A 14,422-nucleotide genomic window follows, 5' to 3' on the forward strand; every position below is an offset into this window, starting at 1 on the left:
CCGAGCATCCCGCGTGCTAGAGCCGCCGCCCAATGGAACTCACTCCTCATCCTTTAACTTGAGCAGCGGTTCTTGAAAGCGCAGCAGCCGCCCTGCATTGCCCAGCACCAACAATGTACTGAGGTTATGCAACAACGCCGCAATCATCGCGCCCGCCGCACCGAGCCAGCCGAACGCGGCAAAGGCCACAATCGCCAGGGTCCAACCCAGGCCGATGATCACGTTGACCTGCAAAGTCTGTCGGCATTGCCGACTCAAGCGCACGCAGGTACCGAGGCGACGCAGGTCGCTGCCGATCAGCACAACATCAGCCGACGCCAACGCGATATCCGCCCCGCCTGCGCCCATCGCAATACCCACTACGCCAGCCTTGAGTGCCAGCGAATCGTTGATGCCGTCCCCCACCACCATCGGCCGGAAACCGTTGCCGATCTCCTTGAGCACGCGATTCAGTTTGTCCTCGGGCAAGGCCTGCGCTTCGACATCACTGATGCCGACATCCCGAGCGAGTGTATGAGCGACACTTTGACGGTCACCGGTCAGCAACAGCTGCCGACCCAATCCAAGTTCGCGCAACTCATTCAAGGCAAATTTCGCTTCCGGTTTAACGCTGTCGGCCAACAACAGCCAGGCGAGGAATTCACCGTTGAGCGCCAGCCCGGCAATCGGACCGTCGTGGTCTGGAACGCTTGAGGTGGCGATGCCCAATTGGGCGAACAACTCCGGTCGCCCCAGTGCGGCTTCGCCTTGCTCCGTCATGGCCACCACACCCAAGCCCTGACGCTCGTGAATGTTCGACAGCAGCAAAAAATGATCTTGCGTCACCAGCCCGGCCAGCGCCCGACTGACCGGGTGGCTGCTGGCGGAGCCGAGGCTGGCGGCGAGTTTCAAGACGTGGCTGCGGTCCTCCAGCGGACTGTCGATGGCTTGCAGGCGCAAGGTGCCGAAAGTCAGGGTTCCGGTCTTGTCGACCACCAGGGATGTCAGGTCGGCCAGCTCCTCAAGGAACGCCGAACTGCGAATCAGAATGCCGTGCCGCGCCGCCACCGCCACCCCGGCAATTGCCGTTGCCGGCGCCGACAACACCAGCGCACAAGGACAGGCTGCCACCAGCACCGCCAGCATGGCTTGAGCGTCGTTGGTGATGAACCAGGTCACTGCGGCCAGTAGCAATACCAGCACCATGTAGCTTCCGGCATAACGCTCCAGCAACCGGGTGATCGGCGGCTTGGAGCGTTCGGCGTTTTGCATCAGCGCGATGACTTTGCCCAGAGTCGATTCGCGCCCGGTTCGGGTCACTTCGATGCGCAGCAAGCCATCGAGATTAATCGCACCACCGAACACCGGCATGCCGACGCCGGCCTCGATCGGCACCGATTCACCGGTGATGGACGCGGTGTCCAGACTCGCCTGACCGGACAACACGAGACCATCCGCCGGCACCCGGTCACCGGCACGAACCTCCACCCGATCGCCCGCCTTCAGCGAACCGTTGTCCACCTCGACGATGGAGCCATCCGCCTGAACCTTGCGTGCATGGCTGCGAGTCAGTTTGCCCAGGGCGTGAATGGCTTCTTGCGAGCCAATGACGCTGCGTTCTTCCAATACGTGGCCGAAGATCATGATGATCGGAAGCAACGCCGCCGTCAGCAGATCGCCTGTCGCCCAGGCACCCAGCATGGCCAGGGCGATCAATTGATCGGTGATCCCGTGCAAACTCGGATACCTCAGGCTGTACCAGGCCGAACGCATGACGGGCACGGCCACCAGCACGGAAGCAAAACCCAGGAGTAACTGGCTGACACCGATCTGTTGCGGCGACAACCAGCGCCACAAGAGTCCCAGCGCAAGCAAGCCGAGAGCAAGCATGGCGAGGGTCAATTGGCGGGCAGCGCTGCGCTGTTCTGCCGAGGACAACATGCTCGGCGCAGCAGTTTGAGCGGTCATTGTGCAGCTCCCTGAATGATCAGGCGGGAATCGTCTTTCGGATCAACCGTGGTGACCGAGCCTGCCTGGCCAAGAATCTTCGGTATCCGTTCGCGGTAGATCCGCATCAACATTTGCGGGTCGGTGCCCTGTTGTTGCGCGGTGGTCAGGCTCATCACCGTGGCCGTATCCGCCGAGGCTTTTGCCAGTCGTTCGCTCGCCTGAGCGTGGGCGACCTGCAGTGTGCGGTCGGCTTGTTCGTTGGCGGTCTGGGTCAGCTTCTCGGCGTCAGTGCGCGCGTTGGCCACGGCTTTGTCGGCTTGTTGACTGGCCGTCAGTACGGCGTTGAAGGCATTGACCGCAGGGTCCGGCAGACTCGATTGCACATCGACCCGCGATACCTCGATCCCCAGTCCCTGCCCCGTCGCCGACAATTCAGCCAGGCGTTGATTGATACCTTGCACCAGATCACCGCGCAGACGTTCACGCCTCTCGGCGGCCTGATTATCCGCACCGATCAATTCCGGGCGGGCGACCAGAATAGTGTCCAGGTCACGTGCAGCGGCAAGCGCCACCGCGCTGCGGGTCACGACGCGGTCCAGCGCCGGCAGTATATGCTCGCCTTGAAGCACGAAGGCATACGGCTCAATGACCTTGTAGAACACCCGCACATCCAGTTGCACCACACCGGCATCACCCGTCAGCAGGTAACCGGAACCTGCCAGCGCATCGCTGATCGGCGTTGCGAAACTGGCCACGCGATCAGCCTGCAATGCGGCGTCCGTGCGCAGCAGATTTTCCACGCGACGCTCGATCACCCGGTCCGCCGCCGGCAGCAAAATCACCTGCTCAATCGGTCGAGGCCAGGCCAACAGCAAGCCGGCATTCTGGATGCGATCCAGCGCGCCGAAGTGCAAAACCACCGCTCGATTTTGTGGATCTATTTGCCGCACGTTGGAGAACGCCCACGCCAGAGCGGCCAGAACCGTTACCGCGTAAAGCGCGAGAAATGCCAAGCGCCCGGCCTGTATCCAGGGGCTGCTCAACTCATTTGTTCCACGTGGAACCCAACTCATGGCTGCGATCCGGACTTGTTATCGAGCGTTGGCGGACCATCAACCAATACCCGAAACGGCGCGGCATCGGTGCGCAGAATCAGCTTCGTACCCGGCGTGACCACGGTGCCCAAGGTATCGAGCGAACGCAGCAGGTTGTACAGCTGTGGTGAACCGGCATAGGCGCGGCCATAAATCTGCGCGGCTTCGACTCGGGATTGCGCCTCGATGTCAGCCGCTTTCACGGTCGCATCGGCCTGGACGATTCGCGCATCACGTTCCGCTGCGGAGCGGATTTGCGCGGCTTCGCGCTTGCCGATGGCCGTGCGTTCGGTGGCGATGGTTTCACGCTCGGCTCGCATGCGATCGACCGTCGCGCTCAGGGTCACCGAAGGTAAGGTCAGGCGTTCGATACCCACTTGCAGTACCCGCACGCCATAGGTGGTCAGCAACTGCTGATCGATTTGCTTACGCAGTTGCGCCTCGAAATCAGCGATGTGAACTTGACTGGCGTCGGTGTTCACCAGATTGGCGAGATCAAAACTGCTGGCCGTGGTCTCCAGTGCCGAGCCGACAAAAGTACGGATCTGTCGCGCCGCTTCGTCGGGCTGATTTTGCACCGCGCGCATAAAGCGCTGCACATTGTCAGGGTCACCCTGCACCTGCCAGGCCACGTAGGCCTGGATAATGATGCGCAATCCGTCGCGCGTGCCGACATCCTGCAAACCGCTGGACGTGGTGCGCAGACGCAGATCAACCGGGATCGCCGCTTCGAACGGGGCCGGCCAACGCCACCCCAGACCGGGTTCAAGCAAGACCCGCGACGGGTTGCCGAAACGGGTAATCACCGTCGCTTCACCCGAACGTACTTGCACCAGGCTCGCGGCCGCCACCGCAAACGCCACCAGCAATGCAGCCCACCCCATGCGTCGCCAAGGGAATGGACCGGCCTCTTGCGGATCGCCGTGGTGGTGATGGTGATGACCGTGGTGGTGATGCCCGCCATGACCGTGATCGTGGCCACTGTGGTCATCGTGATCGTGGGTATGTGACTGGCTCAATGGGCGGCTCCTGGCTGAGAGGATTGACGCGACGACGCAGGGTCAGCCGGCAACGTGAACGTACGGAGATCGATGGTCGGCGCATTACTGCTGCCGCCCAGGCGATGATCGAGGACCAGCAACCTGGCATTGGCCAGGCCTTGGGAAAGTTGACCGAGGTATTGCTCAAGCACGAAGGCCTGGCCCGCACTGGCATAAGCCTTTTTCTCGGCGGCGAATTTCAGGTCGGCAGCCTTGGCCGTCGCATTGATTTCCCGGGCATTCGCCGTGGCTTGATCGCGGGCCATGCTGGCCTGTAACTGGGCCTGATTGGTGGCTTCGGCGGCGGCGCCGCGTTCACGGGCGATCAGGGCTTGCGCGCCGACCTGCGCCGCTTGTACGCCGTGATAAGCATTGGCCGCCCCTGCCGGTGGATGAATCGCCTCGACCACCGTGGCGAGAATTTCCACGCCGCTGTCGAGTTTCTTCAGGTCGGCCTGCACCGCCCGGCCAATGTCTTCGGCGAGCCCTACCCGGTCCTCACCGAGCAAACCGTCAAGGGTTCGCGAGGCGAAGTCGTGGACCAGAATGCGGCTGGCGGTGCTGCGGATCAGCGTTGGCACATCCGCGCTGTTGTAAGTCGCCGCCAACGCCGACTGATCATCCAGACCGATGCGATAAACAAAACGGACGTCCATGTTGACGATCTGGAAGCTCTGTTTGTCGGCACGGCTGCTGGCAATCACCTGGGATTTGTCATTCACATGGCTGGCGTCCCATAACCGGTTGGCCGTTATCGGCGCCGGACCTTCAGCGGGGTCGGCCTGCACAGGGGCCGACGTTTCGCCCACGCTGGTGGCCAATTCATGAACCACGCCGTTTTCGACACTTATCACCCTGCCCAACGGCCAGGGTAAACCTGCATGTAATCCAGGGCCGAACACCGCCACGGGTTTGCCGAAACGCTCGTAGATCCCCCGCCCTTGCAACGGTATTTCGTGAACACCGGTCAGCGACCAACCGACGATGGCGACAACACCCAGCACCGGCAAAAACGCCCGACGCATGTAAGTGAAGGCCCAGATCTGTCGCAGGTCGATGCCGAAGCGGTTGTGCAATTCGTGCTGCAAGGCCAGCAAGGGTTGCGGTGGCCAGCGCAGCAAGTCGGCAACAAAGCTACGCGCCAGCAATGCAGGTTCGAGTCGATCCCGACGAGGACTGAACAATGACAACACGGCACGCAGCAACAATTCGAAGGCCACGAGCCCCGGCAGCAGGCCGATCAGTACGGCCAGGCGCACCGGCCAGACCGAGGTTTCATTGCCAAACAACAGGCATAACGCACCGAGTATCAGACTGATGATTGCCACACGGGTGAGTTGCGCCAATGCGCCTGCTTCGGGCCATTGGGCACTGCCTTCCTGTGTCAGTTCGCGCTCCAGCACCAGCAAGCCGAAGGCCAGCAACAGCGCCAGGGCAGCGCCGACGGTGGCGGACAATCCCAGAGCGGCTGGCGCCAAATCAAGGTTCCATGCTTGTTCGACGCTGAGCAATGCCAGCAATGCCCAACCTCCCAACCACAGCGTCGGAGCACCGATTTGCCTGAGCACATTCATCCACTGCTGACTGATCCGTTCCCGCAGCCGCGAGTACCAGCCCAATGGTGCCTCTGTCTCTTCAGAGGCAGCCACCAACGGCGCCAGCGGACTCATCGCGCACACGCGCCATTGGGTCACCCACCAGGCGGATTGCAAGCCTGCAACCAGCACCAGCAAAGCAGCGCTCTGATTGAACAGCAGGGCCGGCCAAAGGGATTGCGGCGCAAACAGCCCGACAAAAAAACCTGATACCAGGCCCATCGCCACGAGCGCACCCAGACCGATGGCGGTCAGGCGCAATCGTCGCCCCTGAAAAACAGCCTGCTGAAAGCGCGGCAGCCCGGCTGCCTGCGCTCCTTCATCATCGAGATCGACTTGCATACCACCCCAGTGTTTACGTTGCTCACGTCATATTTCGTTACGATATAACGCAACGGGCAAAATTTCCGTACATATTTGCTCTATCTAAAAATGCCCAACCTGTCCCTAGGCTGAAGCCTTGACCGAAATGCACTAAAACGCTCATATTACGGTCGTAATTTTTTCAAAACTGCTTTTCCCCTCCACCATCTGCTTTCAATCCAGGAGTAATCCATGAGCACTTATGACGTCGTGATACTTGGCGGTGGCCCCGGTGGCTACAACGCAGCCATCCGCGCGGGCCAACTGGGTTTGAAAGCAGCGTGCGTAGAAGGACGCGCCACCCTGGGCGGCACCTGCCTGAACGTTGGCTGCATGCCATCGAAGGCGTTGCTGCACGCCTCCGAACTGTACGACGCGGCGATGGGTGCGGAATTCGCCAACCTGGGGATCGAAGTCAAACCCACGCTCAATCTGGCTCAGATGATGAAACAGAAAGACGAGAGCGTGGCCGGTCTGACCAAAGGCATCGAGTTTCTCTTTCGCAAAAACAAGGTCGACTGGATCAAGGGATGGGGCCATATCGACGGGCCGGGCAAAGTCACGGTAACGGATAGCAGCGGTGGCAAGACCGAACTGAGCGCCAAAGACATCATCATCGCCACCGGTTCGGAACCCACTCCCCTGCCCGGTGTGGATATCGATAACCAACGCATTCTCGATTCCACTGGCGCACTGTCACTGACGGAAGTCCCGAAACACCTGGTGGTGATCGGCGCCGGAGTGATTGGTTTGGAGCTGGGTTCGGTCTGGCGGCGCCTGGGGGCTCGAGTGACCGTGGTCGAATACCTGGATCGGATCTGCCCGGGCGTGGACGGCGAGGCAGGCAAAACCCTGCAGCGTTCATTGAGCAAACAAGGGATCAGTTTCAAGTTGAGTTCAAAAGTGACCCGCGCCACCACTTCCGCCGCTGGCGTTCAACTCAGCGTCGAGCCCGCCGCAGGTGGCACCGCAGAGTCGATTGAAGCCGATTACGTGCTGGTGGCCATCGGACGCCGACCTTATACACAAGGTCTGGGGCTGGAGAACGTCGGCCTCAGTACAGACAAACGCGGCATGCTCGCCAACAAGGGCCACCGCACCGAAGCCGCCGGCGTCTGGGTGATTGGCGATGTCACCTCCGGCCCGATGCTCGCGCACAAGGCCGAAGACGAAGCCATGGCCTGCGTCGAGCAGATCGTTGGCAAGGCCGGCGAGGTCAATTACGACTTGATCCCCAACGTGATCTATACCAAACCCGAACTGGCCAGCGTCGGCAAGACCGAAGAACAACTGAAGGCCGAAGGTCGTGCATTCAAAGTCGGCAAATTCCCCTTCACCGCCAACAGCCGGGCGAAGATCAATCACGAAACCGAAGGCTTTGCCAAAGTACTGGCCGATGAGCGCACGGACGAAATCCTCGGCGTGCACCTGGTGGGCCCGAGCGTCAGTGAAATGATTGGCGAATATTGCGTGGCCATGGAGTTCAGCGCGTCCGCCGAAGACATCGCCCTGACCTGTCACCCGCACCCGACGCGCTCCGAGGCGTTGCGCCAGGCCGCGATGAATGTGGAGGGGATGGCGACGCAGATGTAACGCGCCTGAGCTTCCTGTGGCGGGTCCATTGCTTTCGCGAGCAGGCTCGCGCTCCCACATTGAAATGCATCCATCTGTGGGGGTGAGTCTGCTCGCGAAAAGATCGCCTTGGCTAAAGCGGCAAATGCCCCAAGGGCAACGCCCCCGGCGTCTTCACCGTGTGAATGGCAAAGTTGCTGCGGATATCGCTCACGCCCGGCAATTTCAACAAGCATCCCGTGAGAAACCGGTCATACGCACGCAAATCCGGCACCACCACCTGTAACAGAAAATCCGATTCCCCTGACACCAGAAACGCCGAAATCACTTCGGGCAGTGCCGTCACCGCCAGTCGAAAGGCTTCTGCCTGCTCGTCGTTATGGCGCTCGACCTTGACCCCCACGAACACGGTCAAGCCAAGCCCGACTTCATCGCGATCCAGATTGGCCTGATAGCCACGAATCACCCCGGCCTCTTCGAGCATCCGCACCCGCCGTAAACAGGGCGACGCAGACAGTCCGATTTCGTCAGCCAATTGCACATTGCTCAAGCGACCGTCCCGTTGCAGTGCGGCGAGAATCTTGCGGTCGTAGGCATCCAGTTTCATGGTTTGGCAGATTCCGATGGTGAATGGCTCACAAGCTGGCAGATTATGCCAAGGCTGGCCGTTTTAGAAGCGAACTACGCAACCACCTGCCCGGCCCTTGCACCCTAGACTGGCCCTACCGAATCGACAACGAATGGGGGTGCAACATGGCGGGACTGTGGCTGTTTTTCATGGCATTGGCGGTGGTGTATTTATTGCCCGGTCCCGACATGATCCTGCTGTTGCAGACCGGTGCTCGCCAGGGCAAAGGCGCTGCGCTGGCCGCGGCGGTGGGCCTGGCCATCGCCCGGGCCTGCCATGTGGCGCTGGCGGCATTGGGTTTGGCGGCACTGTTCAAGGCGGCGCCCTGGACCTTCGACGTGGTGCGTCTGGCCGGTGCCGCGTACCTGTTGTGGATCGGTGTTCAGTGCCTGCGCACGACCCTGCTGCCGAACCTCAATGGCGCCCATCAAACCACGGGGAAACCGCGCTGGGCGCAGGCGATACAGCGCGGCCTGCTGACCAACCTGCTTAATCCCAAGGCGTTGTTGTTCTGCTCCGTGCTGTTGCCACAGTTCATCAATCCGCACGCCGGGCCGGTGCTCGCACAATTCGCGACGTTGGGCGTGGTGTTGGTGGCCGTCGGTTTGCTGTTCGACAGTGCCTATGCGCTGGTCGGTGCGGCCTTGGGCCGATGGCTGCAACGCAGTCCATCCGCCCAACGCCTGCAGCAGTGGCTGTTTGGCAGTCTGTTGATCGGTTTCGCCGTGCGGCTGACCTTTGTTCAGCAGGCGTAATTACGCCCGCTTCTTGCGCTTGTGACGGTTGATCAGCAACAGGGCGATCGCTGTAAACACCACGACACCCCCCATCTCCAGCCACTTTTTGTAGGGCCGAAGTGTTGCACGGATGGGGGCCATAGCTTGGGTCACGTAACGCTTATCAGCATTCTCGATTTCCGGATAAGGGCAGCGCTCGCCGAAAAATACGGCCCAATCAACATAAGGTCCTTCCTTGACGTAGCGCTGATAGAAAGCGCGTTTTTCATCAGGATCGGTATTCCACCCGGTCGCCGCACACAGCACAGCCGCGAATGCCTGACTGGTATGAGGCAAGTAATCGGCGGCACGACTGGCCAATGCATTGGCGACATAACGGTAGTGATAACGCCGATCGGGTTGGGCAGCACTGACACGCTGGCGGATGACTTCCTGTTCGGCCACCCATGGACCAACTTTGAGTTCGTTGCTTTCGAGACTGTAATTGCCAGCCAATGTGGCGTAGTCCGGGGCCATCTCGTAACCCAAGAGTTCCATTCCGTCGAATCGGGCCAGCGTTGCGGCGTGGAAATAGGCAAATGCACGCTTGCTCGGCCACCATTTTGATTCAGCGTCCTGGCGCAACTGCCCATACCACGTTGCCTTATTCTGTAAATCCACGCTGTCGAAGTAGGCCGGTGCCTCTTCGTAACGTGCTTCACGCAACAAGCGCCGCCCGAGCAAATTGCGCAGCTTGGCGGCCACCGGCAGCGGTACATAGTTATCGCGATCCTGCTGACTGAGTGCCGGTGGCGCCGGAACCTGAGTGTCGACGTAATGTTTGAGCTCATCGACGGTCAGCACGCGCTCGGCGACTGTAGCCGCATCGAACCAGTAAATGTCGTTGCTTCGATAAAGCTGATCAAAAGCCTGCAGGTAATCCCCGCGCTGCAAGGCCAGAATCGCGCTTTCGCCTTCGACCCGACACTTGGGCTGGAGCGTTTCGTAATCGTAGTCCGGCGTTCTGCGCTCACCCCAGGATTCATTCTGCGGGAAAGCCTGGGCCGCCTTCGCATAAGCGGCAGCCGCAGCATTTTTATCACCCTCGCGCACCGCCAGTTTGGCCCGCAGCCACCAAGCCAGGCCGCCATCGCCGGCGTGTTCCAGGAAGGCCTTGGCGCTGGCGTAGTCACCCTGTTGATAATTGACCGCCGCCAGGCGATCGGCGTTATCGAGCGTACCGCGCGTGCTGCTTTGAAGGAGCTTGATCAATTTCTGTTCGTTGGGCGGCTGATCGCCGAATGACCAACCCAGTCGACTGATCAAGGACGCCGTGATCAGTTGTTGTACCGCTTTGCCCTTGAGCAGTTCGGCCAGTTGATCGTCCGGCATCGCTGCAAGATCAGCCATCAACAGCTTCAGCGAGGTGTAGCCAACCGCCGAACCCTGGAGGTTTTGCGTGGCATACAATTCGATGGCGCTGTTCCAGTCGCCCTCCTTCCGGGCAACGCGGGCTTGTTCACCCAGACTCGCAACGCCCAACTCCAGCGGATCGCTGAAACCATCGATGCTCAGTTGCCGGGTTTGCTCGAAAGCCTGGCGCGACTGCGCCAGCACGTCGGGATCGGCGCCCGCTTCCGAGCTGATGGCAAACAACGCCCGGCCCAGCGAGTATGCAGCCCATGTGCTGCGCAACGATCGTTGATCGGCCGGCAGCGCCAATACCTTCTGAAAATATTTCGCCGCCAATCCAAAATCACCGCCAGCAAATGCCACGGCACCGGCCAGATAGAACTTGAGCTCAGCCGGCAGCTTTTCGCCCTCAACCTCAACCTGGTGGGCATCGGTCAACGCACGCAACTGTTGCACCAGCGCCTGCTGATCGGCCGTCAAACCTGCCTGCTCGGCCTGACTTCGCTGTTCTGCATAGTCGGTTGTTTCCATGCTGTTGACGGCTTGAGTGACGTGTTTCAACCCGGCAATGGCATGCCCCAGGCGATTGACCTCGAAATTGAAGTTACCCTCAGGCAGTTCCGCCAGCGACTGGTTACGATTGTCGAGCAGGCGCATGGGGAAATCCGGCCCGCACGCCAACGCCGAACCCAGCGGCAGGCTGAGACTCAGGCAAAGTAGATGGCGGGACCAGTTACGGGTAAACATTCGAACCTCCTTGATCAATATGTGCGCAGCGAGCCCAACCCATGGCACGCTGTCCGCCAGCCGCTATTCGACCGTCATGCAGGCGAGTGAAGGTAAGCAGATCCGGGCCTTGTTGCAACGCATAACCGGCCAGCGCATCCGCCCCCTCACACCCTCGAACCGCCAATGTCACACGCTCAGGCCAGGCTGTATCGAGGTTGCCCTCGTTGCTGATGCCGATGTCATAGAGGCCTTCCTGAGCCGAGAGTTTCAGCGCCAACCGACTGTTCAGCGCGTCACCGCGTACTACAGCGCGCAAGGTCGTCAGGCTCCAGGCGCGACGGTCGTTGGCCAGAGGCAGGCGAAACCAGATCAGGCCCGCCAGATGTGCCGGCGGATCGGCACGCAATTCGGCGCCAAGCTGTCTGAGTTGCCGTGGGTCGGCCAGCAATTCCTGACGCTTGCCCTCACGTTCGAGGCGTATCTCACTTTCCACGATTGGCGCACCGTCAGCACTTGGCAACAACGCCACGCCGTAGGCCGGCAACGCTAAATAGAAGGGCTTCGAAGTGATACGGCTCCATTCTTTCGCCCAGTGCCGGGCCTGCGCCGGATCGAACAGACCACGACGCGGGTCGCTGACGGCATGCACTTGCAGCACGCTGCTATCAACTGTGGATAACAATGCAGGCAATTCGCGACTGTCGAGCCACGCCGGCAACGCGGTGATGCTCAGCGGCAAAGAGGCTGGCAGATTGGCGCGCAAATGCTGCAGAAACTCACGGTACGCCGGTAGCCGGGCGTTACCTGCATCGTGGTCGATTTCCACACCGGAGAGGCTCAGTCCCAACGCCTGCCAATCGCTGATCACCTGTTGAATCTGTGTCGTGACCTCATCCTGATCCAACGACTTGAGCTGACCATCAAGGCGAATCACCGCAATCAGTGGCCGCCCGTCTCGCTTGAGCAATGCAGGATCAATCCGTGCCCGACTCCAGCCGGCCTGGGGAAAGGCTTGTAGCGCCAACACCCGCAAAGTGGAAAAGTCTGCGCGGCTGTCCATCAGAGCGACGTCATGATCAGGTGTCCATTGTCGTTGCCAGACATAGAGCTGCTGATCGAGTGGCGGAGCATCCTGTTCTTCGCAACCGCTGAACAGCGCCAGCGATGTCAGCAGGACGATCCAGCGAGCAAGAAAAACCATTAAGGCGCCTATCCCTGAAAATGCAGAAAGGGCCAGTGACGGCCCTTTCGTTCTGCGCTCTACCCTACTGAGCCATCGCTCTCCGGGCAATGATGGCTTATGACGATTCTTCAGATATCCAGCACCAGAGGCTGCTCGCCCTGAGCCGGAATTGCACAACAAATCAGCACCTGTCCTTGCTCCGGTACTTCGGCGGGTGGCTGTGGATAATGCACCTGGCCGCTGATCAGGCGAGTCTTGCAGGTCCCGCAGGAACCCCCTCGGCAGCTGAATTCCGGGCGTAGTCCGCGACTTTCCGCCAGTTCCAGAAGACTGCTGCCATCGGGTTGCCAGCGAGCCTCTTTGGCGGATCGCTGGAACACCACCGGCACCGACGTGGTGGCGGCTGGCGGTTGTTCGATAACCACGGCGTCAGGGTCTGGTTGCCGACGCAATGTGGAGGGCCCGAAGGTTTCGGCGTGAATCCTTGCATCGCGGATGTCCAGCTCGCGCAATCCGTCGTACATCGCCTGGGTAAAACTTCCCGGTCCGCACAGGACGAAATCCAGAAGATCGTAGTCCTCGACCTCAAGCAGATCCTTGAGTAGCGCGACGTCAATTCGTCCGGTCAGGTCGAAATCTTCACCCTCACGCGCCGAGGGCTCTGGTTGACTGAGCAGCCGCACTACCCTGACGGCATCACCAGCGTCATCAAGCAAGCGGTCCAGTTCACGACGAAACACTTGATCGCCCAACGTACGCGAACTCTGCAAGAACCAGGTCGGCCGAATACGGCGGGTGCGCAAACCTTGATAAACCACCTCACGCAGCATCGACAAAAGCGGCGTAATGCCAACTCCGGCGGCCATCAACACCAGCGGACGGCGCTCATGAGGGGCTACGGTGAAATGCCCTTGAGGTGCACGCGCTTCCAAAAGATCACCGACGTGAACCTGTTCGTGCAGGTGTGAAGACACACGTCCGTCACGTTTGACACTGATGCGGAAGAAATCATCGGACGGTGCGCTCGACAGGCTATACGTGCGGATATGCACTTCGCCATCAATGTTGAACCGCAAGGGCAGATGCTGCCCGGCGTGGAACAACGGCAAACCGGCATCATCGGCGGGCTCCAGATAGATCGAACGAATGTCGTGGCTTTCCGGTTCGATCTTCACTACCCGCAACGGCCGCCAGCTATCGCCAAGGGCCCGAGCTTGCAGGCGGGCCTCGGCCTGTGCCCAAGTACCCGTCAGCAAACTGGTGGGTGAAACACCGTCGAAACGCCAGCGCAAAGCCAAGCCGGCGGGTCGACGCACCACATGTTCCACGTGGAACGTCCACAAGCGCTCGGCACCCTGAAAGGCTTCGACCTGTGGACCTTCAAGGATGATTTCGGTGCGACCGCTGAGTTGCAGCAGGTCACCGGAATTGAAATCGATGAACAACAAACCGGCCTTGGGATTGGCCAGAAGATTGCCCAATGTGTTGAAAAAAAGATTGCCGGCGAAATCCGGGATGGTCAGGCGATTGACCTCTACCTGCACAAAACCGGATTGACCGCCGCGATGGGAAACATCCACCGAACGCTCACCCTCGACGTCCACATAACTGGCGACAAAGAAGGTGTCTGCCTCGGCAATCATCGCCTTGGCCGCCTCATCCAGCTCGCTGTAATGCTGCGCGAGTCGGGTTGCCGGATCTGCCAATGGCACGGATCGAAACTGCCGTAGTTGAATGTATTGCGGACAGTTGCCGTAAGACTGCTGCACCGTCACGTTAAAGCCGTTCGAGGACATTGCGCCGATACGACCATTGATACGGTTGCGACGCCGGGTGTGTAGTTCGATCCCAAGCAGACCGATCGCCGCTCCATCAGCCAATTGCGCCGGATCATCGGCAGCCGGCAAGCTGCTGAATTGCAACAGCCCTGGTTCAGGTGAATGGGCGAAGCCCGGTGCTCCTTCCAGCACGCTGGCCCACGGATTGCCATTTGCATCCACCGCGCCGTAAAGCATGAACGGCAGTTGCTGATAGAACGTACGGTGCTGGTCGGGCATCTCGGTGCGAATTACCCGACGCCCCAACACCTCCATTCGCTCAGCGACACCCACATGAGCCTGCAACTCTTTTTCGCCAGCATGCCACGGTGAACGGTCCATT

The 14,422-nt window shown here is 60.3% G+C and carries 10 protein-coding genes; 2 read left to right on the plus strand and 8 right to left on the minus strand.

What is annotated here, in order from left to right; translation table 11 throughout:
- Positions 1-39: 39 nt before the first annotated feature.
- The 4 genes from ACGJAX_RS05930 to hflK (ACGJAX_RS05945) are packed head-to-tail and all read right to left on the minus strand — an operon-like array spanning position 40 to position 6,000.
- Positions 40-1,947: a cation-translocating P-type ATPase gene (locus tag ACGJAX_RS05930; RefSeq protein WP_247255228.1), complete on the minus strand. Its 1,908-nt coding sequence runs from the start codon at positions 1,945-1,947 to the stop codon at positions 40-42.
- The gene (gene hflK, locus ACGJAX_RS05935; protein WP_390957847.1) at positions 1,944-3,002 is read right to left on the minus strand and encodes an SPFH domain-containing protein; all 1,059 of its coding nucleotides are present in this window, start codon (positions 3,000-3,002) and stop codon (positions 1,944-1,946) included. The genes ACGJAX_RS05930 and hflK (ACGJAX_RS05935) overlap by 4 nt, the downstream gene beginning before the upstream one ends.
- Positions 2,999-4,042 carry a protease modulator HflC gene (gene hflC / locus ACGJAX_RS05940; protein ID WP_090326848.1) on the minus strand — a complete coding sequence of 348 codons (1,044 nt, stop codon included), beginning with the start codon at positions 4,040-4,042 and terminating at the stop codon, positions 2,999-3,001. The genes hflK (ACGJAX_RS05935) and hflC overlap by 4 nt, the downstream gene beginning before the upstream one ends.
- The gene (gene hflK / locus ACGJAX_RS05945) at positions 4,039-6,000 is read right to left on the minus strand and encodes an SPFH domain-containing protein (RefSeq protein WP_390957849.1); all 1,962 of its coding nucleotides are present in this window, start codon (positions 5,998-6,000) and stop codon (positions 4,039-4,041) included. The genes hflC and hflK (ACGJAX_RS05945) overlap by 4 nt, the downstream gene beginning before the upstream one ends.
- Before the next feature lie 213 nt (positions 6,001-6,213).
- Here hflK (ACGJAX_RS05945) and lpdA point away from each other — a divergent pair, with 213 nt between their 5' ends.
- Positions 6,214-7,614, plus strand: coding sequence for a dihydrolipoyl dehydrogenase (gene lpdA / locus ACGJAX_RS05950; RefSeq protein WP_390957851.1), 1,401 nt, complete (start codon positions 6,214-6,216; stop codon positions 7,612-7,614).
- A 112-nt stretch (positions 7,615-7,726) separates the two neighbouring features.
- Here lpdA and ACGJAX_RS05955 read toward each other — a convergent pair whose 3' ends face one another.
- Complete coding sequence (locus ACGJAX_RS05955) at positions 7,727-8,200, minus strand: Lrp/AsnC family transcriptional regulator (RefSeq protein ID WP_090326856.1); 474 nt, start codon at positions 8,198-8,200, stop codon at positions 7,727-7,729.
- A 146-nt stretch (positions 8,201-8,346) separates the two neighbouring features.
- On the opposite strand from ACGJAX_RS05955, the gene ACGJAX_RS05960 reads away from it, so the two are divergent.
- Positions 8,347-8,976: a LysE family transporter gene (locus tag ACGJAX_RS05960; protein ID WP_390957853.1), complete on the plus strand. Its 630-nt coding sequence runs from the start codon at positions 8,347-8,349 to the stop codon at positions 8,974-8,976.
- Here the strand turns inward: ACGJAX_RS05960 and ACGJAX_RS05965 are convergent, their stop codons facing one another.
- The 3 genes from ACGJAX_RS05965 to ACGJAX_RS05975 all read right to left on the minus strand — a co-directional run bounded on the left by ACGJAX_RS05965 (position 8,977) and on the right by ACGJAX_RS05975 (position 14,421).
- The gene (locus ACGJAX_RS05965; RefSeq protein ID WP_390957855.1) at positions 8,977-11,097 is read right to left on the minus strand and encodes a hypothetical protein; all 2,121 of its coding nucleotides are present in this window, start codon (positions 11,095-11,097) and stop codon (positions 8,977-8,979) included. It lies immediately after the preceding gene.
- Entirely contained in the window at positions 11,084-12,280 is a 1,197-nt protein-coding gene (locus ACGJAX_RS05970; RefSeq protein WP_390957857.1) for a DUF3142 domain-containing protein, read from the minus strand. Before ACGJAX_RS05970 ends, ACGJAX_RS05965 begins: the two co-directional genes overlap by 14 nt.
- Positions 12,281-12,390: 110 nt before the next feature.
- Entirely contained in the window at positions 12,391-14,421 is a 2,031-nt protein-coding gene (locus ACGJAX_RS05975; RefSeq protein ID WP_390957859.1) for a pyridoxamine 5'-phosphate oxidase family protein, read from the minus strand.
- Position 14,422: the final 1 nt, after the last annotated feature.

It is taken from the genome of Pseudomonas moorei, from assembly GCF_042846945.1.
GTDB lineage: Bacteria > Pseudomonadota > Gammaproteobacteria > Pseudomonadales > Pseudomonadaceae > Aquipseudomonas > Aquipseudomonas moorei.

What these genes read in the sequence shown, in the direction of transcription:
- ACGJAX_RS05930 (WP_247255228.1), bottom strand. Translation starts at nt 1,947, where the DNA reads ATGACCGCTCAAACTGCTGCGCCGAGCATGTTGTCCTCGGCAGAACAG.
- hflK (WP_390957847.1), bottom strand. Translation starts at nt 3,002, where the DNA reads ATGAGTTGGGTTCCACGTGGAACAAATGAGTTGAGCAGCCCCTGGATA.
- hflK (WP_390957849.1), bottom strand. Translation starts at nt 6,000, where the DNA reads ATGCAAGTCGATCTCGATGATGAAGGAGCGCAGGCAGCCGGGCTGCCG.
- lpdA (WP_390957851.1), top strand. Translation starts at nt 6,214, where the DNA reads ATGAGCACTTATGACGTCGTGATACTTGGCGGTGGCCCCGGTGGCTAC.
- ACGJAX_RS05955 (WP_090326856.1), bottom strand. Translation starts at nt 8,200, where the DNA reads ATGAAACTGGATGCCTACGACCGCAAGATTCTCGCCGCACTGCAACGG.
- ACGJAX_RS05960 (WP_390957853.1), top strand. Translation starts at nt 8,347, where the DNA reads ATGGCGGGACTGTGGCTGTTTTTCATGGCATTGGCGGTGGTGTATTTA.
- ACGJAX_RS05965 (WP_390957855.1), bottom strand. Translation starts at nt 11,097, where the DNA reads ATGTTTACCCGTAACTGGTCCCGCCATCTACTTTGCCTGAGTCTCAGC.
- ACGJAX_RS05970 (WP_390957857.1), bottom strand. Translation starts at nt 12,280, where the DNA reads ATGGTTTTTCTTGCTCGCTGGATCGTCCTGCTGACATCGCTGGCGCTG.
- ACGJAX_RS05975 (WP_390957859.1), bottom strand. Translation starts at nt 14,421, where the DNA reads ATGGACCGTTCACCGTGGCATGCTGGCGAAAAAGAGTTGCAGGCTCAT.